Origin of the sequence: Georgenia sp. Z1344 (assembly GCF_049856295.1) — a bacterium.
Classification (GTDB): Bacteria; Actinomycetota; Actinomycetes; order Actinomycetales; family Actinomycetaceae; genus JB111.
In genome coordinates this window covers 306,542-330,156 of record NZ_JBNDMZ010000002.1, presented here as the reverse complement: position 1 = coordinate 330,156, position 23,615 = coordinate 306,542, and the positions used below count along the sequence as shown (strand labels likewise).

Annotated in this window: 12 protein-coding genes; all 12 read left to right on the top strand. The window is 71.5% G+C overall.

The window, feature by feature from the left end; translation table 11 throughout:
- The first annotated feature begins 1 nt into the window (after window position 1).
- The 12 genes from tatC to ACPYO6_RS03255 all read left to right on the top strand — a co-directional run bounded on the left by tatC (window position 2) and on the right by ACPYO6_RS03255 (window position 23,468).
- Window positions 2-814 carry a twin-arginine translocase subunit TatC gene (tatC, locus tag ACPYO6_RS03310; RefSeq protein ID WP_425713465.1) on the top strand — a complete coding sequence of 271 codons (813 nt, stop codon included), beginning with the start codon at window positions 2-4 and terminating at the stop codon, window positions 812-814.
- Window positions 811-1,812 (top strand): diacylglycerol/lipid kinase family protein, encoded by a 1,002-nt coding sequence (locus ACPYO6_RS03305; protein ID WP_425713464.1) that lies wholly within the window; start codon window positions 811-813, stop codon window positions 1,810-1,812. Before tatC ends, ACPYO6_RS03305 begins: the two co-directional genes overlap by 4 nt.
- A gap of 9 nt (window positions 1,813-1,821) precedes the next feature.
- The gene (locus ACPYO6_RS03300; RefSeq protein WP_425713463.1) at window positions 1,822-4,725 is read left to right on the top strand and encodes a DEAD/DEAH box helicase; all 2,904 of its coding nucleotides are present in this window, start codon (window positions 1,822-1,824) and stop codon (window positions 4,723-4,725) included.
- Between the two features lie 425 nt (window positions 4,726-5,150).
- Window positions 5,151-6,722, top strand: a complete 1,572-nt coding sequence (gene lnt / locus ACPYO6_RS03295) for an apolipoprotein N-acyltransferase (protein WP_425713462.1) — start codon at window positions 5,151-5,153, stop codon at window positions 6,720-6,722.
- Window positions 6,723-6,754: 32 nt separating this feature from the next.
- The gene (locus ACPYO6_RS03290; protein ID WP_425713461.1) at window positions 6,755-7,531 is read left to right on the top strand and encodes a polyprenol monophosphomannose synthase; all 777 of its coding nucleotides are present in this window, start codon (window positions 6,755-6,757) and stop codon (window positions 7,529-7,531) included.
- Between the two features lie 197 nt (window positions 7,532-7,728).
- The gene (locus ACPYO6_RS03285) at window positions 7,729-8,082 is read left to right on the top strand and encodes an RNA polymerase-binding protein RbpA (RefSeq protein ID WP_425713460.1); all 354 of its coding nucleotides are present in this window, start codon (window positions 7,729-7,731) and stop codon (window positions 8,080-8,082) included.
- Between the two features lie 466 nt (window positions 8,083-8,548).
- On the top strand, window positions 8,549-10,306 hold the full coding sequence (locus ACPYO6_RS03280; protein WP_425713459.1) for an ABC transporter ATP-binding protein: 1,758 nt from the start codon (window positions 8,549-8,551) through the stop codon (window positions 10,304-10,306).
- Window positions 10,303-12,300, top strand: a complete 1,998-nt coding sequence (locus ACPYO6_RS03275; RefSeq protein WP_425713458.1) for an ABC transporter ATP-binding protein — start codon at window positions 10,303-10,305, stop codon at window positions 12,298-12,300. The genes ACPYO6_RS03280 and ACPYO6_RS03275 overlap by 4 nt, the downstream gene beginning before the upstream one ends.
- 197 nt (window positions 12,301-12,497) lie before the next feature.
- On the top strand, window positions 12,498-14,894 hold the full coding sequence (locus ACPYO6_RS03270) for an ATP-binding cassette domain-containing protein (protein ID WP_425713457.1): 2,397 nt from the start codon (window positions 12,498-12,500) through the stop codon (window positions 14,892-14,894).
- A 446-nt stretch (window positions 14,895-15,340) separates the two neighbouring features.
- Window positions 15,341-19,621, top strand: coding sequence for a PQQ-dependent sugar dehydrogenase (locus ACPYO6_RS03265; protein WP_425713456.1), 4,281 nt, complete (start codon window positions 15,341-15,343; stop codon window positions 19,619-19,621).
- A 360-nt stretch (window positions 19,622-19,981) separates the two neighbouring features.
- Window positions 19,982-20,743: a 3-keto-disaccharide hydrolase gene (locus ACPYO6_RS03260; protein ID WP_425713455.1), complete on the top strand. Its 762-nt coding sequence runs from the start codon at window positions 19,982-19,984 to the stop codon at window positions 20,741-20,743.
- 241 nt (window positions 20,744-20,984) lie between these two features.
- Window positions 20,985-23,468, top strand: a complete 2,484-nt coding sequence (locus ACPYO6_RS03255) for a sugar phosphate isomerase/epimerase family protein (protein ID WP_425713454.1) — start codon at window positions 20,985-20,987, stop codon at window positions 23,466-23,468.
- Window positions 23,469-23,615: the final 147 nt, after the last annotated feature.

The following is a 23,615-nucleotide window of genomic DNA, read 5'->3' as shown; positions in this document are numbered from 1 at the left end:
GGTGGCGCGCCGCAGGCGCGACCCCGAGGGACGGATGCCGCTGCGCGAGCACCTCGGTGAGCTCCGCCGCCGACTTCTGCTCGCCCTGGCCGGGATCGCCGTCGGCACCGCGGTCGGCTGGTTCCTCTACGACCCGGTGCTCGAGTCCGTCACGGCCCCGCTCAACGTCGCCCGGGCCGAGGGCGCACTCGCCGGACTCAACTTCACGACGCTCGGGTCCGCGTTCGACCTCCGGGTCCAGGTCTCCGTCGTCATCGGCCTCTTCCTCACCTCACCGTGGTGGGTCGGGCAGCTCTGGCTCTTCCTCGCGCCCGCGATGCACCGGGGGGAGAAGGTGCGCGCCGCCGCGTTCGCGCTCGCCGGCGCCGCCCTGTTCCTCGCCGGCGGCGCGTTCGCCTGGTTCCTCGTGCCCCACGTGGTCGAGATCCTCACGTCGTTCGTCCCCGAGGACGGCACGAGCCTGGTGGACGCCCGCTCGTACCTCGTGTTCGTCCTACGCGTCCTCGTCGTGTTCGGCGTGGCCTTCCTCGTCCCTGTCGTCATGGTCGGGCTCGGTGCCGCGCGCCTCGTCAGCGCGCGCACGTTCCTGCGCGGATGGCGCTGGGCGATCATCGGCGCGTTCGTGTTCGCGGCCTTCGCCAACCCGCTGCCCGACGCCTGGTCGATGATCGGCATGGCGCTGCCCATCCTCGTGCTGTACTTCGGTGCGATCGGCATCTGCGCGCTCCTCGAGCGGGCACGTGCGCGCCGGGAGAGGACGTCGGCGGGCCCGGACGCCGCTGTGGCCACCCCATCGACGAAGGACCCTGCATGACCGTGCGCGTCGGACTCGTCATCAATCCGTCCGCGGGCGCCGGCAACGGCGCCCGCGTCGCCGCGGAGGTCCGTGCCGTCCTCTCCGACGTCGCGGAGACCGAGGACCTCACCTCGCACGACGCACTGCACGCGCTGGCCCGCGCCCACGCGGCTGCGCGTGACGGGTCGATCGACACGCTCGTCGTGGTCGGCGGCGACGGCATGGCCCACCTCGGCCTCAACGCGGTGGCCGGGACGGACGTGCCCCTCGGCCTGGTCTCGGTCGGCTCGGGCAACGACGTCGCCCGCGCGCTCGGCCTCCCGGTCGGGAAGCACGTCGACTCGCTGCGCATCATCCACGCCGCCCTCGACCCGCGCGAGCCGTCCGCCGAGCCGCGCGCGCTCGACGCGATCCGGGTGAGCCGCCCGGGCCCGCCGCGCGGGCGGCACAGCGCGGTCGCCGACCTCGGGCTCGTCCCCGGGGGAGAGGACGTGCGGTGGTGCGCGTCCTCGCTCGTCGTGGGGTTCGCGGCCCAGATCAACCTCACCGCGAACCGGTACCGGTGGCCCCGCGGTGGCGCGAAGTACGTGCGCGCCACGGCCGCGGAGACTGTCAGGTTCAGTCCGTACGGCGTGCGCGTCGACGTCGACGGCGAGACCCGTGAGGGGCCCGCCACGCTCGTCTCCGTCTCCGGGACGCCGCTCATCGGCGGCGGCCTCGCCGTGGCGCCCGACGCGGACCCGACGGACGGCCTGCTCGACGTCGTCCACATCGACACCGTGAGCCGCCCGACGATCGCCACCCTCTTCCCACGGTTCGCCAACGGGTCCCACGTCGACCTCCGACAGGTGCACGTGACGAGAGCGCGGCGGGTCGAGATCCACGACGCCCCCGAGCACGGCCGTCCGCTCCCGGTCGCGATGGCCGACGGCGAGGTGGTCGGCCGGGTCCCGCTGGTCGCCGAGGTCGTGCCCGGCGCGTGGCGCGTCTGCGCCCCCGTGACCCCGGCGACATAGCCTGGGAGCATGACGACCCCCGCCGAGCGGTACGCCGCGTCCCGCCGGCGCCCGGCCGGCACCGACCCCGAGCTCGAGCTCGACGAGTTCCGCGCGGGACTGTCCTTCTCGCTCGACCCGTTCCAGGTCGAGGGGTGCCGTGCCGTCGCGTCCGACCGCAGCGTGCTCGTCGCGGCGCCGACCGGTGCCGGCAAGACGGTGGTGGGGGAGTTCGCCGTCCACCTCGCGCTGCAGCGCGGGCAGAAGGCCTTCTACACCACGCCGATCAAGGCACTGAGCAACCAGAAGTTCACCGAGCTGCGCGAGCGCTACGGGGCCGGCCGGGTCGGCCTGCTGACGGGCGACACCTCGATCGACGGCGACGCCGACGTCGTCGTCATGACCACCGAGGTCCTGCGGAACATGCTGTACTCCGGGTCGCCGGCGCTGAGGAACCTCGGCTTCGTCGTCATGGACGAGGTCCACTACCTCGCCGACCGGTTCCGCGGACCGGTGTGGGAGGAGGTCATCCTCCACCTCGACGAGCGGGTGCGCATCGTGTCGCTCTCCGCGACCGTGTCCAACGCGGAGGAGTTCGGCCACTGGCTCACCGAGGTCCGCGGCGACACCGCCGTCGTCGTCTCCGAGCGGCGCCCGGTCCCGCTGTGGCAGCACCTCATGGTGGGCCGGCGCATCCACGACCTCTACTCCCACGACGTCGATCCCACCGACGTCGGTGCGGACCCGCCGCTGAGCCCGGAGCTGCTCGAGGCGATCCGGCGTGTCTCACGCTCGACCCGCGGGCACCACGGCCGCCCGCAGCCTCGCAGCCGACCGCGGGGCAGGAAGCGGGGGAACGAGGGGCGGCGCGACGACGCCCGGGCGGTCCGTCGGCCCGCCCGCGCCGACGTGGTGCAGGCGCTCGAGGCACAGGCGCTGCTGCCGGCGATCGTCTTCATCTTCTCCCGCGCGGGCTGCGAGGACGCCGTGCGCCAGACGGTGGGCTCGGGGGTCCGACTGACGACGGCGCAGGAGGCCGCCGAGATCCGCCGGCACCACGAGGCCGCCACCGCCGCTCTGCCGCCCGCCGACCTCGGCGTGCTGGGCTACGACCGCTGGGCGCACGCGCTCGAGCAGGGGGTTGCCGCCCACCACGCGGGCATGCTCCCGGTCTTCAAGGAGGTCGTCGAGGACCTGTTCGCCGCGGGACTCGTCAAGGTCGTCTACGCCACGGAGACCCTGGCGCTCGGCATCAACATGCCCGCGCGCTCCGTGGTGGTCGAGCGGCTCGACAAGTGGGACGGCTCCGCCCACACGGCGCTCACGCCGGGGGAGTACACCCAGCTGACCGGGCGTGCCGGGCGGAGGGGGATCGACGTCGAGGGTCACGCCGTCGTGCTCTACGCCGACGGCGTGGACCCCGCCCACGTGGCCGGCCTGGCGTCGCGCCGGACCTACCCGCTGCGCTCGGCCTTCCGGCCCACGTACAACATGGCGGTCAACCTGCTCCAACGGCTCGACCTCACGAGTGCCCGGCACGTCCTCGAGCAGTCGTTCGCGCAGTTCCAAGCCGACCGCTCGGCGGTCGGCCTCGCCAAGCAGGTGCGCCGGCACGAACGCTCGGTGGCCGAGCTCGCCGAGCAGATGACCTGCCACCTCGGTGACTTCGCCGGCTACCAGGAGCTGCGGGAGCGGCTCGCCGGTGTCGAGGGGCAGGAGTCGAAGGCGCGGTCCGCGGCCCGCAGGCGCGAGACGGAGGCCTCGTTCCTCGCGGTGCGGCGCGGGGACGTCGTCGCCTTCGGCCGGGGGCGTCGCACCGAACATGCGGTGGTCCTCGAGGCCGCGGAGTCCGCGATGGACAGGGCCGGCATCCAGGTCCTCGGCGACGACCGACGGGTCCGACGGCTCACCGCCACCGAGGTCCCGCACGGGCTCGAGGTGGTCTCGAAGGTGCAGATCCCCCGGCGGTTCAACCCGCGCAACGCGACCGAGCGCCGCGACCTCGGCTCCTCGCTGCGGAACGCGCTCGCCCAGGGCACCCGGCCGCGTGCCGACGCCCCGCGACCGGTGGACGACGAGGACGCGGCCGCCGGGGCGGGCCACGGCGCGGGACGTGGTGCGCACGGTGGCGCGGGACGTGGTGCGCACGGTGACGCAGGACGTGGCACAGGCAGCGGCGAGCAGGGCGCCCGCGCCGGGGGGCCGCGCGCCGAGGCCGAGGCGCTGCGAGCCGCCCTGCGCGACCACCCCTGCCACGGGTGCTCGGACCGGGAGAACCACGCCCGGGTCGCGCGACGCTGGTCCCGGGCGAAGTCCGAGCTCGCGGAGCTCACCGGGCGGATCGAGCAGCGCACCGGTTCGGTCGCGCAGGACCTCGTGCGCGTGTGCGACGTCCTCGGCGAGCTCGGGTACCTCGACGGCGGATCGGTCACCGAGGACGGCCGCTGGCTCGCCCGCATCTACGCCGAGCGGGACCTGCTGCTCGCCGAGTGCCTCCGGTCGGGGGACTGGGACGGACTCGCTCCCGCCGAGCTGGCCGCCGTCGCCTCGATGGTCGTCTCGTCCAACCGCACCGCCGATCTCGCCGCCGCGGGCGCCGGCCGACCGTCCGGCGCGCTCGGCGAGGCCGTGCGCCGCACTCACCGGCACGCGGCCCGGCTCGCGGACCTCGAGCGTGGACACCGCCTGCCGCCGACCGAGCCGGTCGACGACGCGCTCGTGCGCGCCGTCCTCGAGTGGGCCCAGGGCGGGTACCTCGTCGACGTCCTCGACATCGCCGGGATCGGTGCCGGCGACCTCGTGCGTCAGTGCAAGCAGCTCCTCGACGTCCTCGACCAGGTGGCCTCGGCCGCGCCGTCGCCGGAGCTCGCCCACGCCGCGTGGGAGGCCGTCGGCCTCGTGCGACGCGGCGTCGTCGCGTGGTCGAGCGTCTGACGGCGCCTCTCGGCACGAGTTGTCCACAGCCCGTGGAGGACACGCCGAGGCACGACACGCCGGGGACTCCGCGACGCCTCAACCTGCCGTCAGGCCGTTGACCTGCGACGACGCAAAAGGCGTGTGACGAGGATCGTCCACGTGGTACCTCGGGTACGGGCTATGTTCTCTCAACGCCTTCCGGCGGACCGGCCCAGGCCGGACGCCGTAGGTCCCACGGCCCGCGCGCCCAGTAGAAAACGATGCCGACCCCGATCGGCACGGTCCGAAGGGTGCGCGGGCCTCCCCCCGAGGGGCGCCCGCTCGCCGTGGGCGGCCCGTCGGGCGATGCACGGCCCGCCGGATCTGGTGGCGGCCCACCGGCGGGGACCCGTTCCCACGGCACGGATCGGCGCCCGGCTCCGCCCCGTCCGTAGACTTCCTCGGTGCCCGCCACGCTTCCCCGCCCCCTCGCGCTCGCCCTGGCCGCCGTCGCGGGCCTCGCCGCCGACCTGGCCTTCGCCCCGCGCACCTGGTGGTGGATGGCGATCCTCGCCGTCGGGGCGCTGCACCTCGCCCTGCGCGGCCACCGCCCGGGCTTCGCCTACCTCGCCGCGAGCGCGTTCGGCATCGTCTTCATGCTGCGCCACCTCTCGTGGGCGGTCGAGGCCGTCGGAGGAGGGGAGTGGCTGCCCTGGGTGGCCCTGTCGATCCTCGAGGGCCTCATCCTCGGTCTCTACGGGCCGCTGCGCGCCTGGGCGATCCGAGCCCTCGGCGCGCAGAAGCGGCCACTGATCGCCGCGCTGCTCGCGTCCCTGGCATGGGTCGGCGTCGAGGTCGTGCGGTCCAACGTGCCCTTCGGGGGCCTGCCGTGGGGCGTGCTCGCGCACAGCCAGGTCGACGGCCCCCTCGTCGCGTTCGCCCGGTTCGGCGGGGAGCCGCTCGTCTCGGCGCTCGTCGTCCTCGTCGCCGTCCTGCTCGCCGAGGGGATCTCCGCGACCACACGGCTCCGTCCGTTCCGCGGCGCCCGTCTCGTGGCCACGGCGGGGGTGGCCCTCCTCGTCGGCCTCCTCCTCCCGCTGCCGACCGGCCCGCAGTCCGGCACCCTGAGTGTCGGTGCCGTCCAGGTGCACGTACCCAACGGCGGTCTGACGAACAGCGACGAGGCACGCCAGGTGACGGCCGACCACGCCGACCTCACCGAGGAGCTCGTGGCCGAGCACCCGCGCCTCGACCTCGTCCTGTGGGCGGAGTCCTCCGCCGACGTCGACCCCCGCACCGATCCCGACGTCGCCGCCTCCGTCGACCGGGCCGCCGATGCCGCGGGCGTGCCGGTGATCCTCGGGACGCAGGAGTACATCGAGTCCGACGACGGGTCGCGCAATCGCTACAACCAGGTGATCGTCTGGGAGCCGGGCGAGGGCCCCGTGGGCGAGGCGTACAGCAAGCAGCACCCGGTGCCGTTCGGCGAGTACATGCCCTACCGGAGCTTCTTCCGGTTCTTCTCCCCGGCGGTGGACCGGGTGACGACCGACATGCTGCCCGGCGACCGTCCCGGGCTCGTCGAGGTCGACGTCGAGCGCCTCGGGCGGACGGTGCCGATCGCGACCGCCATCTGCTTCGAGGTGGGCTACGAGGCGATCCTCGCCGAGGGGGTCGACCTCGGCGGGGAGCTCATCCTCGTGCCGACGAACAACGCCACCCACGGCGACACCGCCGTCAGCGCCCACCAGCTGGCGATGACCAGGTTCCGCGCGGTCGAGTTCGGCCGCTCGGCCGTCCAGGTGGGACGCACCGGGGTGTCCGGCGTCGTCGCCCCCGACGGTGAGCTGCTCGTGCGGACGGACCTGTTCGACGTGACGACGTACACGGGGGAGGACCTGCCGCTGCGCACGGAGATCACCCCGGCGGTCCGTGTGGCGCGTCCCGCAGGGCTGATCGCCGTGCTGGCCACCGCCGGCCTGGGGGTAGCCGGTATCGTCAGGGGCCGCCTCACGGCCCCCGCGCGATCCCGATGAGCCGTGACAGGTCCCCCGACCCAGGAGCACACGTGACCCCATCCGACCGGGCGCACCCCCGCACGCTGGTCATCGTCCCCACCTACAACGAGCTCGAGTCCCTGCCCGGCGCGGTGCGCCGGGTCCGGGAGGCCGCTCCCTGGGTCGACGTGCTCGTCGCGGACGACAACAGCCCCGACGGCACGGGCCAGCTCGCCGACGAGCTGGCCGCCGCCGACGTCCAGGTCCAGGTGCTGCACCGCCCGGGCAAGGAGGGGCTGGGCCGTGCGTACGTCGCCGGCTTCGGGTACGCGCTCGAGCGGGGCTACGAGCTGATCGTCGAGATGGATGCCGACGGGTCGCACCGCGCGGTCGACCTCCCGGCGCTCCTCGAGCGCGCCGAGGCCTCGGACGCGCCGGACCTCGTCATCGGCTCGCGCTGGGTGCCCGGCGGCGAGGTCGCGAACTGGCCCCGCAGCCGCGAGCTGATCTCGCGCACCGGGAACACCTACGTGCGCCTCGTGCTCGGGATGTCGGTCGGGGACGCCACCGCGGGCTTCCGCGTCTTCCGGGCGAGCACGCTGCGCGCGCTCCCGCTGGACGAGGTGGAGTCCGCCGGATACTGCTTCCAGGTCGACATGACGTGGCGGGTGCACCGCGCGGGCATGCGCATCGTCGAGGTGCCGATCGTCTTCGTCGAGCGCGAGGAGGGCGTGTCGAAGATGACCGGGGGGATCGTCCGGGAGGCGCTGTGGCGGACCACCGCCTGGGGCGCCCGGCACCGCGCGCAGCAGGTGCGTCGCCTCGTGGGTCGGCTCCGGCGGCGCTGACCGGCACGCACGCCCACGGGCCCGGACGTCGCCTGGATCACACAGAAGATCGACCAGCAGGGGAACAACGGACGTCCACCCGGTGTTTCCGAGATCAGCAGGAGGTGGATCCGCAACCCGCGACCGGCGTCGCGACGGGGCGGAGGACCACCGGCACGGCGGACAGCAGCCGTGGCCCCACAGTAAGGAGAGAGACCATGGCGGACCGAGCACTGCGTGGCATGAAGATCGGCGCCTACTCGATGGAGTCCGAGGACGGTGTCGACTTCGCCGAGCGCCAGCGCGTCACCTACGACTGCGTCGACGGCCACACCTACACCGTCCCGTTCTCCATGGAGGCCGAGATCCCGGCCCTCTGGGACTGCCCGACCTGCGGCAAGGAGTCCCTGCGCCGGGACACCGAGCGCCCCGAGCCGGTCAAGCCTGCCCGCAAGGTGCGGACCCACTGGGACATGCTCCTCGAGCGTCGTTCCGTCGAGGAGCTCGAGGTGCTGCTCGACGAGCGGCTCGAGCTCCTGCGCAGCGGCCAGCTGCGTCGTCGCAGCGCCTGAGCCCATGCGGCGGCACACCGGTCGCCGCCCCACGTCACCCCGCGGCCCCGGTCGTCCCACGGACGACCGGGGCCGCGAACCGTCCGGTGCCACCGGTCGTTCCGGCGCCACAGGTTCTTCGGGCGCCGGCGGTCCTTCCGGCGCCACTGTTCCGGTCGTGCGTTCACCGGTCGCGGACCGAATCTGTCACCGTCCGCCCCTAGCGTGGCCGCGTGATCGTCCCGCGCCCCTCCAGCCTGCCGTCCCGGCCTGCAGCACATGCCGCCGCGCGACGAACGCCACGCGAATTCAGGTGGCCCCGCGCATGGGCGGGCGCCCTATCGTGAGCCCGCCTCGCACAGGGCCGACCCACGGCGGGGTTCGTCGTCGGGCTCGCCTCTCGCCGCCTGAGTGCCCGTCCCTCGTCGTCGTCCCCCGCCCGAGCCGTCCGCCGGCCCCGGCCCGTCCCTGACCGAAAGCTGCCTCCATGCTCTGGAAGATCGTCCGGACCTACGGTCGCCCGTACGGCGGGCTCGTCGCCGCGGTGCTCGTCCTCCAGCTCGTCGCCACCCTCGCGACGCTCTACCTGCCCAGCCTCAACGCCGACATCATCGACCACGGCATCGCCGCGGGGGACACGGACTACATCTGGCGGGTGGGCGGCCTCATGCTCGGGGTCGCGCTCGTCCAGCTCGTGACCGCCGTGGCCTCCGTCTGGTTCGGCGCGCGGATGGCGATGGCGCTCGGCCGGGACGTCCGGCGCGCGGTCTACACCCGCGTCGACCACTTCTCCGCCGAGGAGATGGGCCGGTTCGGCGCCCCGACGCTCATCACCCGCGGGACCAACGACGTCCAGCAGGTCCAGATGGTCGTCCTCATGGCGCTCAACTTCATGGTGATGGTGCCGATCATGTCGATCGGCGGGATCGTCATGGCCATCCAGGAGGACCCCGGGCTGTCCTGGCTCGTGTGGGTCTCGGTGCCGATCCTGCTGATCGTCGTCGGGATCCTCGTCCGTCTCCTCATGCCGCTCTTCGAGCGCATGCAGGGCAACATCGACGACGTCAACGGCGTCATGCGCGAGCAGATCATGGGCATCCGGGTCGTCCGCGCCTTCGTCCGCGAGCGGCACGAGACGCAGCGCTTCACGGACGCCAACGCCACGCTCACCGCGACGTCCGTGTCCATCGGCCGGCTGTTCGTCCTCATGGGCCCGCTCATCACGATCGTCCTCCACCTCGCCACGGCGGCGGTCCTGTGGTTCGGGGGCATCCGGGTCGACGACGGGCTCGTCCAGGTCGGGGCCCTCACGGCGTTCATGCAGTACCTGCTCCAGATCCTCATGGCCGTGATGATGGGGACCTTCATGTTCATGATGTTCCCGCGCGCGGTCATCAGCGCCCGCCGGATCGGGGAGGTGCTGGAGACCACCGGATCGGTCGTCGAGCCGGCCGAGCCGACGGTCCCGGTCGACCCCGACGGCACCGTCGAGCTCCGGGACGTCACGTTCGCCTACCCGGGGGCGGACGCCCCCGTCGTCGACGGCGTCTCGTTCACGGCCCGCGCCGGCACGACGACGGCGATCATCGGGTCCACCGGCTCCGGCAAGTCCACGCTCGTGCACCTCGTGCCCCGGCTCTACGACCCGACGTCGGGCGAGGTTCTCGTCGACGGCGTCCCCGCGGCGTCGATGTCGCGGGCGGAGCTCACCCGCGCGGTCGGGCTCGTGCCACAGAAGCCGTACCTCTTCTCCGGCACGATCGCGGAGAACCTCCGGTTCGGGAAGCCCGACGCCACCGACGACGAGCTGTGGGCGGCCCTCGAGACCGCCCAGGCCGCGGAGTTCGTCCGCGAGCGCACGACGGGTGAGGGGGAGAGCGCGGTCACGGGGCTCGAGTCCTCCGTCTCGCAGGGCGGCACGAACGTCTCCGGTGGCCAGCGCCAGCGGTTGTGCATCGCGCGGGCGCTCGTCGCGCGGCCGCGGGTCTACCTCTTCGACGACTCGTTCTCCGCGCTCGACGTGACAACCGACGCCCGCCTGCGCGCGGCCCTCGCGGACTACACCCGCGGCGCGACCTCGATCATCGTCGCCCAGCGCATCTCGACCATCACGGACGCCGACCAGATCCTCGTCATGGACGAGGGCCGGGTCGTCGCCCGCGGGACCCACGACGAGCTGCTCGAGACCTCGGAGACCTACCGGGAGATCGTCGACTCGCAGATCAGTGCGGAGGAGCTCGTATGAGCGCCGAGAACGAGCTCACCGAGGCGGAGATCGCCGAGCTCCAGGACAGTGTCGGGGCGGGCGAGTGGGGCGAGGGCTCCGCGCCCCGCAAGGCGAAGAACTTCTGGCCCTCGCTCGGCAGGCTGGTGGCCACCCTCGGCGGCCACCGGCTCGGCGTCGTCGCCGTGCTCCTCACCGGGGCGGTCTCGACCGTCCTCACGGTGTGGGCGCCGACGATCCTCGGCGACGCGATGGACGTCATCTTCGACGGCGTGCTCGCGGGCACGGGGGTCGACTTCACCGCGCTCGGCCGGCTGCTCGTCATCGTGCTCGGGATGTACGCGGTGGCCTCCGTGTTCGACTGGCTCCAGGGCTTCCTGCTCAACGAGATCGTCATGAAGGTCGTCTTCCGACTCCGCGAGGACATCGAGGCCAAGGTCAACCGGCTGCCGCTGAGCTACTTCGACACCCACCAGCGCGGCGACCTGCTGTCCCGCACCACCAACGACGTCGACAACGTCCAGGCCGCCATGCAGCAGGCGTTCGCCTCGCTGTTCTACGCGCTGATGACGATCATCGGCATCACGATCATGATGTTCGTCCTGTCGTGGCAGCTCGCACTCATCGCGCTCACCGCGCTGCCGATCGCGGGGATCGTCGTCGGGATCGTCGGCTCGCGCTCCCAGAAGCTGTTCGCCGACCAGTGGCGGCACACGGGCCGCGTCAACGGCCACATCGAGGAGTCCTTCACGGGCCACGACCTCGTCACGGTCTTCGGCCGGCAGGAGTCGATGCGGGAGCGGTTCGACGAGCGCAACTCCGAGCTGTTCGACGCCTCGTTCAAGGCCCAGTTCTACTCCGGCGTCATCATGCCCGTCATGCAGTGGGTGACGTACCTCGGGTACGTCGGCATCGCGGTCGTCGGCGGTCTGCGGGTCGCGAACGGCCAGATGTCGCTCGGCCAGGTCACGGCGTTCATCCAGTACTCGCGGGAGTTCAACGCGCCGCTGGGGGAGATGGCCGGCATGGCGAACATGCTCATCTCCGGCGTCGCGTCCGCGGAGCGGATCTTCGAGCTGCTCGACGCCGACGAGCAGGAGCCCGACCTCGCCGAGCAGGCCGCGGCCGGACGGATCGACGCCGACGGGCCCCGGCCCGGTGCGCTCGTGCAGCCGGTGCACGGGCACGTCGAGTTCGAGCGCGTCGCGTTCTCCTACACGGCGGACCAGCCGCTCATCACCGACCTCTCGCTCACGGCCGAGCCCGGGCGGACCGTCGCGATCGTCGGCCCGACGGGCGCGGGGAAGACCACGCTCGTCAACCTCGTCATGCGGTTCTACGAGATCGACGCCGGTCGGATCCTCCTCGACGGCGTGGACACCCGGACCCTCGAGCGCAGCGTGCTGCGCAGCCAGGTCGGGATGGTGCTCCAGGACGCCGTCCTGTTCGGCGGGACGATCCGGGACAACATCCGGTACGGGCGCCTCGATGCCACCGACGACGAGGTGGTCGCGGCCGCGCAGGCGACCTACGTCGACCGCTTCGTCCACACGCTCCCGGACGGCTACGACACGGTGGTCGAGGACGAGGGGGCGAACATCTCGGCCGGCGAGCGGCAGCTCATCACCATTGCCCGCGCGTTCCTCGCCGACCCGCCGATCCTCATCCTCGACGAGGCGACCTCCTCGGTCGACACGCGAACCGAGGTGCTCGTCCAGGAGGCGATGGGGGCGCTCCGCACCGACCGGACCTCGTTCGTCATCGCCCACCGACTCTCGACGATCAGGGACGCAGACACGATCCTCGTGATGGAGCACGGCGACATCGTCGAGCAGGGCGACCACGCCACGCTGCTCGAGGCCGGAGGCGCCTACCAGCGCCTCTACCTCTCGCAGTTCTCCGAGGGGATCGACCCCGACGCCGACGACGCCGTGCTCGAGCCCGCGTCGGGTCCGGCGTCGAGTGCCCCGGCACCCGAGAGCGCGGACGACGCCGGGCAGGGCGCCGCCGGCTGACCGCGACCCGCGCCCGGTGAGCCGGCTCCGATCGCGCACGATGGGCGAACCGCGACGCCCGCACCGCACGCCGGCCCCGATGCGCGCACTGGCGGCCGACGACGAGGTGGCCTCGTCGTCGGCCCGCGCGTGTAGCGTGAGCCGCCGCCGCGACGGCGGACCGCGTCCCGACCTGGAACGACCGACGGAGGACAGGCATGGCCAGCACGCCGAGCAGCACGAGCAGGACGACCGGTCGCGCGAGCGACGGGCACCCTGCCGACCGGCACGACCTCATCCGCGTGCGCGGGGCCAGGGTCAACAACCTCAAGGACGTCTCGCTCGAGATCCCCAAGCGGCGCCTCACGGTCTTCACCGGGGTGTCGGGATCGGGCAAGAGCTCGCTCGTCTTCGACACGATCGCCGCGGAGTCCCAGCGGATGATCAACGAGACCTACCCCGCGTTCGTCCAGGGTTTCATGCCGAGCCTCGACCGCCCCGAGGTCGACGCGCTGGACGGTCTGACGACCGCGATCGTCGTCGGCCAGGAGCGGCTGGCCGCCAACATCCGCTCCACGCTCGGCACCGTGAGCGACGTCAACGCCGTGCTGCGGATCCTCTTCAGCCGGTTCGCCACGCCGCACATCGGCTCGCCGCAGGCGTACTCGTTCAACGTGCCCTCGGCCACGGGGTCCGGCGCGCTGACGGTCGACAAGGGTGATCGGACCACGGCGCAGAAGGCCACGTTCACGATCGTCGGCGGGATGTGCCCGCACTGCGAGGGCACGGGATCGGTCTCCGACATCGACCTCGCCGCGGTCGTCGACGAGGAGCTCTCGTTCTCCGACGGTGCGGTGCTCGTGCCCGGCTACAAGGCCGACGGGTGGTACGCCAAGCTCTTCGGCGCCGTCATCCCGCTCGACGTCCCGGTCAAGGACCTGACGAAGAAGCAGCGGCACGACCTGCTCTACGCCGAGTCCCGGAAGATCAAGGCCGAGGGCATGAACATCACGTACGAGGGCCTGATCCCGAAGATCGAGAAGTCGATCCTCTCGAAGGATCGCGACTCGCTGCAGCCGCACCTGCGCCGTTTCGTCGACCAGGCCGTCACCTTCGGCACCTGCCCGGAGTGCGGCGGCACCCGGCTCGCCGAGGGCGCCCGGACCTCGACGATCGACGGCACCTCGATCGCCGACGCATGCGCGATGCAGATCTCGGACCTCGCCGCGTGGGTCGACGGCCTCGACCTGCCCGGCGCCGGGCCTCTGCTCGAGGGGCTGCGGGAGACGCTCGCGGCCTTCGTCGAGATCGGGCTCGGCTACCTCTCCCTCGACCGTCCCTCCGGGACGCTGTCCGGGGGAGAGGCGCAGCGGACGAAGATGATCCGCCACCTGGGCTCAGCGCTCACCGACGCCACCTACGTGTTCGACGAGCCGACGATCGGGCTGCACCCGCACGACATCCGGCAGATGAACGACCTCCTCGGACGGCTGCGGGACAAGGGCAACACGGTCCTCGTCGTCGAGCACAAGCCGGAGACCATCGCCGTGGCCGACCACGTCGTCGACATCGGCCCGCGTGCGGGATCCGCCGGGGGAGAGGTGGTCTTCGAGGGCACGGTGGAGGAGCTCCGGTCGTCCGGGACGCTGACCGGCCGGCACCTCGACGACCGCGCCCGGCTCAATGACGCCGTCCGGGAGCCCACCGGGGTCCTCGAGATCCGCGGCGCGGACACGCACAACCTGCGCTCGGTCGACGTCGACGTGCCGCGCGGCGTGCTCGTGGCCGTGACCGGGGTCGCCGGCTCGGGCAAGAGCTCGCTCATCCACGGCGCGCTGACCGGGCGCGACGGCGTCGTCGCCGTGGACCAGAGCCCCATCCGGGGCTCACGCCGCTCGAACCCGGCCACCTTCACCGGGGCGCTCGAGCCGCTGCGGAAGGCGTTCGCCAAGGCGAACGGGGTCAAGCCGGCCCTGTTCAGCGCCAACTCGGAGGGCGCGTGCCCCGCCTGCAACGGCGCGGGACTCATCTTCACCGAGCTCGGCTTCATGGACACCGTGTCGACCGTCTGCGAGGAGTGCGGCGGTCGCCGCTACCGGCCCGAGGTCCTCGAGCACACCCTCGGCGGGCACTCGATCGCCGACGTCCTCGAGCTCCCGGTCACGGGCGCCCTCGAGCTCGTCTCGTCCGGCGAGGCCAAGGTGCCGGCCGCGGCGAAGATCCTCGACCGGCTCGTCAAGGTCGGACTCGGCTACCTCACGCTCGGGCAGCCGCTGTCGACGTTGTCGGGCGGCGAGCGGCAGCGCCTCAAGCTCGCGGTCCAGATGGGGGAGGCCGGGGACGTCTACATCCTCGACGAGCCGACGACCGGCCTCCACCTCGCCGACGTCGAGCAGATGCTCGACATGCTCGACGCGCTCGTGGACTCGGGCCGGTCGGTCATCGTCATCGAGCACCACCAGGCCGTGATGGCGCACGCCGACTGGATCATCGACCTCGGCCCGGGGGCCGGGCACGACGGCGGACGCGTCGTCTTCGAGGGGACGCCGGCCGAGCTCGTGGCCGGCCGGTCGACCGTGACGGGGGAACACCTCGCCGAGTACGTCGGCGCGTGAGCGAGGCGCCGGGGCGGGCGGGCAAGCCGCCGGGGCACCCGGGCCCCGAGGCGCGCGGGCGAGCCGCCAGGGCGCCCGGGCCGGAGACGGAACCTGCACGATTGCGGCGTCTCCCACTGTCATCAAGTTCCAGGACCTGATGTACGGCGGGCTCAGTCGTAGCGTCCCGGGCTGACGAGCCCCCGTGCCGACCGCGCGGCGGGGTAGCCGGTCCTGCCTGCACCGACGCCCGACTTATTTTTTAGTTGATCGAAACCCCTTGTGCTCGGCCTCACGCCCTGGTCTACTGCCCTTATCCGCGGACGACGGGCGACCCCGCCCGGACGGGGACCAGGTCCCCGGTCGGCCGCGGAGCCCGGGCGGCGCACGGCGAGGCAGCCGTCGCCACCGGGTTCGCGCGTCGCACCGAGGCGACGTGTCAGGTGTGCGATATCGGAGGGGAAATCGTGACCAGACGATCAACCGGCGGCCGTTGGCTGCCCCGAGCAGCGGGCGCCCTGCTCGCCGGCGTCCTCGTGGCGCCGCTGACGCTCAGTGCGGCCAGCGCTCATCCGGATCATCCACCGGCGGACGACGATCCATCGGTGCCGGCGCCGGCGCCGGACCAGGAGATGGATGTCGACTGGAACGACTACGAGCGCGTGCTGCTCTCGAAGGACACGGGCGAGCCGATCGACCTCGCCGTCCTGCCGGACTCGCGGGTCCTGCACACCGCACGCGACGGCGTGGTGCGGCTGACGGACCCGGACACGGGATCGACGCAGCAGATCGCCGAGCTCGACGTCTACATCAACTCCGAGGACGGGCTCCAGGGCATCTCGCTCGACCCGAACTTCGAGGAGAACCACCTCGTCTACATGGTCTACGCGCCGCGGGTGATGGACGGCGTCTCGCCGTCGGGCATCCCGTACCCCGAGACCACGCCGCAGGGCAGCGCGCCCGAGCAGGTCGAGGGCACCGACGCCCTCGATGACTGGGACGAGTGGCTCGGCTACAACGTGCTGTCCCGGTTCGAGTTCGACCCGGAGACCGGCACGCTCGACCTGGACTCCGAGGAGGAGATCATCCGGGTCGAGGCCCAGCGCGGTCAGTGCTGCCACGTGGGCGCCGACATGGCCTGGGACGAGGAGGGGAACCTCTTCCTCTCCACGGGTGACAACACCCCGGCCAGCACCCCGGGGGCGGACGGCTACGCGCCGAACAACAACGCCCCGGGCATGAACCCGGGCCTCGACTCGCGTCGCGGCGCCGGCAACACGAACGACCTGCGCGGCGCGATCCTCCGGATCGACCCGCTCGAGGAGATCGCCGACGGCGCGGAGCCCGGACCGGGCACCACGTACGAGATCCCCGCGGGCAACCTCTTCGACTCCGACGAGTACGACCCGGACCTCGTGCGCGAGGAGATCTACGCGATGGGTCTGCGCAACCCGTTCCGGATCGACTACGACCAGGAGACCGACACCCTCATCTGGGCCGACTACGGCCCCGACGCGGGTGCGTCCAACGCGGAGCGTGGCCCGATGGGCTTCGTCGAGTGGCAGATGACCTCCGAGCCGGTCAACGGCGGCTGGCCCTACTGCCACGGCCCGAACGACGGCGGCGCCTACAACGAGTGGGACTTCGACGCGTCGGCCCCCGGCGAGTTCTTCAACTGCGCCGAGGGTCCGGTCAACAACTCCACCTGGAACACCGGCCTCGACCAGCTCCCGCCGGTGACCGAGCCGCAGATCTGGTACGGCGACAACCCGGGCGACCAGCCCGCGGAGTGGGACGCTCTCGTCACGCTCGGCGGCGGCGGCCAGGCCCCCATGGGTGGCCCGGTCTACCGCTACGACGAGTCGATCGCGGACCAGTCCCCGTTCCCGGAGATCTGGGACGGCATGCCGCTCATGGCGGAGTTTTCGCAGGACTACGTCGTCGCCTTCGAGGTCGACGAGCTGGGCTCGAACGGCTCGGTCACGGGCATCACGGACTTCCTGCCGAACGCTCACCTCGAGACCGCCAACCAGCCCATCTGGGACAACGTGATGGACATGGAGTTCGGGCCCGACGGCTCGCTCTACGTCCTCGACTACGGTGACGGCTTCTTCCGTCAGAACCCCGACGCGGGCCTGTACCGCGTGGACTACGCGCCCGACAACAAGACGCCGCAGGCGTACATCGACGCCGAGCCCGCCGCGAGCAGCGAGGCGCCGCTCGAGGTCAGCTTCGACGGTTCGCGCTCCCGCGACCCCGAGGGCACCGACCTCACGTACGACTGGGACTTCGACGGCGACGGTGAGTCCGACGCGCAGGGCGCCCAGGTCACGCACACCTTCGAGGAGCTCGGCCAGTACCACGTCACCCTGCGCGTGACCGACGCCGAGGGCAAGGTGGGTCTCGCCAACACCGTCATCACGGTCGGCAACACGCAGCCCGAGCTCGACCTCAGCGTGCCGGACGGCGCGATCTTCGACTGGGGCGACGACATCCCGATGAACGTCACGGTGACGGACGTCGAGGACGGCGAGAACATCGACTGCAACCGGGTGAACTGGACCTTCGGTCTGGGCCACAACGAGCACGCCCACCCCGAGGTCAGCGGCCGCGGGTGCGACTTCACGATCGAGACCAACGAGAGTGCGGTCGAGCACGGCGAGGGCGAGAAGATCTACGGCACCCTCGTCGCCACCTACACGGACAACCCCCAGGGTGACGTCCCGTCGACGACCGGCGAGGCGACGCTCATCGTCAAGCCCGAGGTCCAGCAGGCCGAGTGGTTCGACGCCCAGTCCGGCACCGAGCGGGTCAACGACTCCGCCGCCGGGGCGGGTGCCTACATCACCTCGCTCGACGAGGGCGACCACATCGCCTTCACGCCGATCGCGTTCACGCACGCGGCGACGGGCGCGGCCATCGACACCGTCACGACGACGGCGTCCGGCGAGGGCACCCTCTCGCTGCGCTGGGACGACGTCGAGGCGGAGCCGTTCGCCGAGATCGCCGTCTCCGGCGAGGGCTGGCAGGAGATCGCCACGACTCTCGAGACGATCCCCGAGGGGTCCGGCACCGTCTACGTCACCTCCACCGGTGGCGTCGACGTCGACCAGCTCCACTTCACCGCCTCCGGCGGCGAGGAGCCCGACCCAGAGCCGCCGGTCTGCGAGGACCCGGACGCCGAGATCTCGGCCGACGACGAGTTCGACGGCACGGCCGTCGACACCTGCCGCTGGGAGATCATCGACTACGACCCGGAGACCGCCCAGGTCTCCGACGGCGGCTACAACGTCACCACGACCGACACGGACTTCTACGGGACCGACAACTCGCCGGTGCCGAACATCCTGCGGTCGCGGGTCGTGACGGGTGACCAGTGGACGGTCGAGACGACGTTCAGCGCGGATCTCGCCAGCGCCTACCAGCAGGGCGGGATCATCGTCTACGGGGACGAGGACAACTACGTCAAGATCGACCCCGTCTACGCCACCAACGGCAGCGACACCCCGCTGCGGGTCGAGCTCCGCAGCGAGGTCGGCGGTGAGGTGCAGAACCCGCAGGACGACCTCACCGACCTGCCGCTGGCAGACCAGTACCACGTCCGCCTCACCCGGGACGGCGACACCTTCACGGGTGCCTACTCGACGGACGGCGAGAACTGGACCGACCTGCCCAGCGCGGTGACCAACGACCAGGTCGGCGACGCCGGCCCGGGCATCTACGCGCTCGGTGCGCAGCAGGCCGAGCCGACCACGGTCACCTTCGACCACTTCACCGTGGTCGGGGACGACCCCGAGCCGCCGGCTGTGGTCACTCCCGAGGACGTGACGTTCACGGACGAGGACGGGACCGAGGCGGACACCTTCACGGTTCCCGAGGTCGAGGGCGTGGAGTATCTGGTCGGCGACGAGGTCGTCGAGGCGGGCACGCACCCCGGCGAGGGCACCGTGACCGTCACGGCGCGCGCCGCCGACGGGTACGAGCTGGCCGAGGATGCCACCACCGAGTGGAGCCACACCTTCGACGACAGCACCACGCCGGAGCCCGAGCCGGAGCCGGTCCCGCCGACGCCGGGTCGTGGGTTCTACCTCAACGACGGCTGGGACATCTGGGCCGACCACGAGTTCAGCTTCGGCCGCCCCGGCGACCAGGTCCTCGTGGGCGACTGGGACGGCAACGGCAGCGACACGCTCGCCGTTCGTCGCGGGAACGCCTACTTCCTGTCCAACTCCCTCTACGGGGGCAACGCGGACATCGAGCTGACCTTCGGCCGCTCCGGCGACACCGTGCTCGTGGGTGACTGGAACGGCGACGGCGTGGACTCCTTCGCCGTCCGACGCGGGAACAGCTACTTCCTCACCAACCGCCACACCGGTGGGGATGCGGAGACCGAGCTGGACTACGGCCGTGCGAACGACCAGGTCCTCGTCGGTGACTACGACGGCGACGGGACGGACACGTTCGCGGTGCGTCGTGGGGCCCGGTACTTCGTGTCCAACAGCCTGGCCAGTGGCTGGGCGGACGCGGAGTTCACCTACGGTCGGGGGAACGACCAGGTGCTCGTGGGTGACTGGGACGGCAACGGGGCGGACACGTTCGCCTCGCGTCGCGGGAACCTGTACCTGATGTCCAACACCCTGACCGGTGGTTGGGCGGACCTCGAGGTCCGCTACGGCCGGTCCGGTGACGAGGTGTTCGTCGGTGACTGGAACGGCGACGGCGAGGACACCCTCGGCATCCGCCGCTGACGACAGGGAGGACACGTCCGCTCACCCGTGAGCCAGACTCGCGGGTGAGCGGACGCCCACCTCACCAGTGACCGGAGCCCACTCCGGCACACATCGAGCGCTCCTCCACCCGTCACGGGTGGGGGAGCGCTCCTCGTCGTCGTGGCCGTGCCACGGGTGTCGGGGCTCGGTCGGTGGCCGAGCCCCGACCACGCTGCGCACCCGTTCCTTGTCGTTCGGGTGGAACGCCTGTCGCTCCCGTCCGCGCGGTGATTGTATGGACGCGGCTACGGAGGGGGACTCGTGAACGGTCGATCGACGGGCGGCCGTCCCGGGCGTCGGGCCGGCCACACTGCCCGTGCCGGAGCTCTGGTGGTGCTCTTGGCATCCAGCGCCGCATGCACGGACCCGGATCACGAGTCGAGCGAGCCGGCCTCCCCGGCTCCCGCGGTGTGCGAGCCGGGCGAGGTCGAGGAGGGCTACACGGCCCTGTTCGACGGCACACAGGCCAGCCTCGACGCCTGGAACCAGGCCGGCCCGGGCAGCGTCGAGCTCCAGGAGGACTGCACCGCCCTCACCACCGGCGGGATGGGTCTCCTGTGGTTCCCCGAGGAGTTCGAGTCCTACAGCCTCCGGCTCGACTGGATGATGGCGGGCGACGACAACTCCGGCGTGTTCGTCGGGTTCCCGGACCCGGCCGACGACCCGTGGATCGCGGTGAACGAGGGCTACGAGATCCAGATCGACGCGACCGACGAGCGCGACCGCACCACCGGTGCCATCTACACGTTCCAGGGTGCCGACGAGGAGACCCGGGACGAGGCGCTCAACCCGCCGGGGGAGTGGAACGCGGTCGAGATCGTCGTGGACGACCCGATCATCGAGGTCTACCTCAACGACGTCCTCGTCAACTCGTTCGAGTCGACCGACCCGGCACGTGACCTCAGCTCGGGCTACATCGGGCTGCAGAACCACGGCGACGGCGACGACGTCTCGTTCCGCAACGTGCGCATCGCGGAGAACGACGACGACGGCCCCGGCACCGTGGGCGAACCCCGTCCGAGCGACGGCGAGCAAGCGCGGTCCGGTCTGGCGGAGATCGCGTACCGCAGCGACGGTCGATGGCCGATGCCTCGCGTGTGAGGCGTCGACAGAGATCTGGCTCACCACTTCTTTTTTGGTTGATCGAAACCCCTTCGCCTTTGGGTCCGTCGGTGATTGGATGGGTGAATCCACGGTGGACCGGCGAACCGAACCCGAGGGGGAGCCGGCATCAACGGTGTACCGCGGACCAGCCGAGGGCAGTGAGGCGGAGTGGCCGCCGCCCTCGGGAACATGCGTCGACACGCGCGACGCACCAGGTGTGCGAGTTCAAGGAGGAATCGTGACCAGACGAGGACCAGGCAGCCGTTGGCTGCCGAGAGCGGCGGGCGCAGCGCTCGCAGGCGCGCTCGTGCTACCGATGGGGATCGGCGTCGCCGCCGCATCACCGGGCGATGCCGAGCCGGCGGAGGAGCCGGCGCAGGCAGAACAGATCCACGTCCCCGTGGAGGACGTGTCGATCCAGATGTTCTCCCTGACACCCTGGGTGAGCGAGGTCGGCCTGGAGCCGGTGCTCGGCCGTCTCGCAGAGATCGGCTTCGAGAACATCGAGCCCTTCGGCGGGAACTTCAACGGCTACACGGCCGAGGAGTTCCGTGCCATGACCGACGGGCTCGGCCTGCGGGTGCCCTCGTCGCACTACAACAACGCCGAGGACACGTTCGGTGAGACCCTGGAGTTCGTCGAGACCCTGGGTCAGGAGTACGTCGGCTCGGGTGGCTTCGCCGCCCCGGGCATCGACAGCTACGAGAACACGCTGGCCACGGCCGAGACGATGAACCGCCTCGGCCAGCAGTCCGTGGACGCCGGGATCGGGAAGTTCTTCGGGCACAACCACGACGGCGAGTTCACGACCCAGTACGAGCACGAGGGCGAGATGATGTCCGCCTGGGAGATCCTCGTCGAGGAGACCAACCCCGACCTCGTCACCTTCGAGCTGGACGTGGCCTGGGCCGCGCACGCCGGCGTCGACGTCCCGGCGCTCATCGAGGAGCACGGCGACCGCATCGAGCTCCTGCACATCAAGGACGCCACCAACATCGCCGGGGAGGGCCGTCCGGTCTTCACCAACCTTGGCGAGGGCGAGGTCCCGCTCCAAGAGATCCTGGTATCGGCACAGGAGCACGCTCCGGTCGCGTACTACGTGCTCGAGTACGACCGGGCCGCCGACGGCGAGAGCTTCGTGACCACCGGCTTCGAGTACCTCACCGGCCAGGAGGCAGGCGAGCCCGAGCCTCCGGTGGAGCCGGAGCCGGAGCTCATCCCGGTCGAGGACGTCTCGATCCAGATGTTCTCCCTCATCCCGTGGGTGAGCGACGCGGGCCTCGAGCCCGTCCTCGGCCGCCTTGCATCGATCGGGTTCGAGAACATCGAGCCCTTCGGCGGGACGTTCGGTGACTACAGCGCCGAGGAGTTCCGCGCCATGACCGACGAGCTGGGCCTGCGGGTGCCGTCGTCGCACTACAACACCGACGAGGAGACCTTCGACGAGACCCTCGACTACGTGACCACCGTGGGCCAGGAGTACGTCGGCTCGGGTGGCTTCGCCGCCCCGGGCATCGACAGCTACGAGGACACCATCGCCACCGCGGAGGCGATGAACCGCCTCGGTCAGCGCTCGGTGGACGCGGGTGTCGGGAAGTTCTTCGGGCACAACCACGACGGCGAGTTCACCACCGTCTACGAGCACGACGGCGTGGAGATGTCGGCCTGGGAGATCCTCGTGGCCGAGACCGACCCCGACCTCGTGACCTTCGAGCTGGACGTGGCCTGGGCCGCTCACGCGGGGATCGACGTCCCTGCTCTCATCGAGCAGTACGGCGACCGCATCGAGCTCCTGCACATCAAGGACGCCACCGGTCTGGGTGGCGACGAGCGTCCGACCTTCACCAACCTCGGTGAGGGTGAGGTGGACCTGCCGGGCATCATCGCGTCCGCGCAGCAGCACGCCCCGGTCGCGTACTACGTGCTCGAGTACGACCTGGCCGCCGACGGCGAGGACTTCGTGACCACCGGCTTCGAGTACCTCACCGGCCAGGAGGCCGGCGAGCCCGAGCCGGAGCCCGAGCCGGAGCCGGTTCCGCCGACTGCGGGTCGTGGGTTCTATCTCAACGACGGCTGGGACATCTGGGCCGACCACGAGTTCTCCTTCGGTCGTCCGGGCGACGAGGTCCTCGTGGGCGACTGGGACGGCAACGGCAGCGACACGCTCGCCGTTCGTCGCGGGAACGCCTACTTCCTGTCCAACAGCCTCTATGGGGGCAACGCGGACATCGAGCTGAGCTACGGCCGCGCGAGCGACACCGTGCTGGTCGGTGACTGGGACGGGGATGGCGTGGACTCCTTCGCCGTCCGCCGCGGCAACAGCTACTTCCTCACCAACTCGCTGACCGGCGGGTGGGCTGACGCCGAGCTCGACTACGGCCGTGCGAACGACCAGGTCCTCGTGGGCGACTACGACGGCGACGGCACCGACACGTTCGCCGTGCGCCGTGGCGCGAGGTACTTCGTGTCCAACTCGCTCACCACGGGCTGGGCGGACGCGGAGTTCACCTACGGTCGCGGCAACGACCAGGTCCTGGTCGGTGACTGGGACGGCGACGGCAACGACACGTTCGCCTCGCGTCGCGGCAACCTCTACCTGATGTCCAACACCCTCACCGGTGGCTGGGCCGACCAGGAGGTCCGCTACGGCCGCTCCGGCGACGAGGTCTTCGTCGGCGACTGGAACGGCGACGGCAGCGACACCCTCGGTGTGCGCCGCTGACGAACCGGACGCGGCGTCCGCTCACCCGTGAGCCAGCCTCGCGAGTGAGCGGACGTCCGCCCCACCAGTGACCGGAGCTCGCTCCGGACCACGCCGAGCGCTCCTTCACCCCTCCCGGGTGGGGGAGCGCTCGTCATGTCCGGGCAG

Bases quoted from the DNA above. Each gene is read 5' to 3' on its own strand.
- ACPYO6_RS03305 (WP_425713464.1), top strand. From the start codon at position 811: ATGACCGTGCGCGTCGGACTCGTCATCAATCCGTCCGCGGGCGCCGGC.
- ACPYO6_RS03300 (WP_425713463.1), top strand. From the start codon at position 1,822: ATGACGACCCCCGCCGAGCGGTACGCCGCGTCCCGCCGGCGCCCGGCC.
- ACPYO6_RS03285 (WP_425713460.1), top strand. From the start codon at position 7,729: ATGGCGGACCGAGCACTGCGTGGCATGAAGATCGGCGCCTACTCGATG.
- ACPYO6_RS03280 (WP_425713459.1), top strand. From the start codon at position 8,549: ATGCTCTGGAAGATCGTCCGGACCTACGGTCGCCCGTACGGCGGGCTC.
- ACPYO6_RS03275 (WP_425713458.1), top strand. From the start codon at position 10,303: ATGAGCGCCGAGAACGAGCTCACCGAGGCGGAGATCGCCGAGCTCCAG.
- ACPYO6_RS03270 (WP_425713457.1), top strand. From the start codon at position 12,498: ATGGCCAGCACGCCGAGCAGCACGAGCAGGACGACCGGTCGCGCGAGC.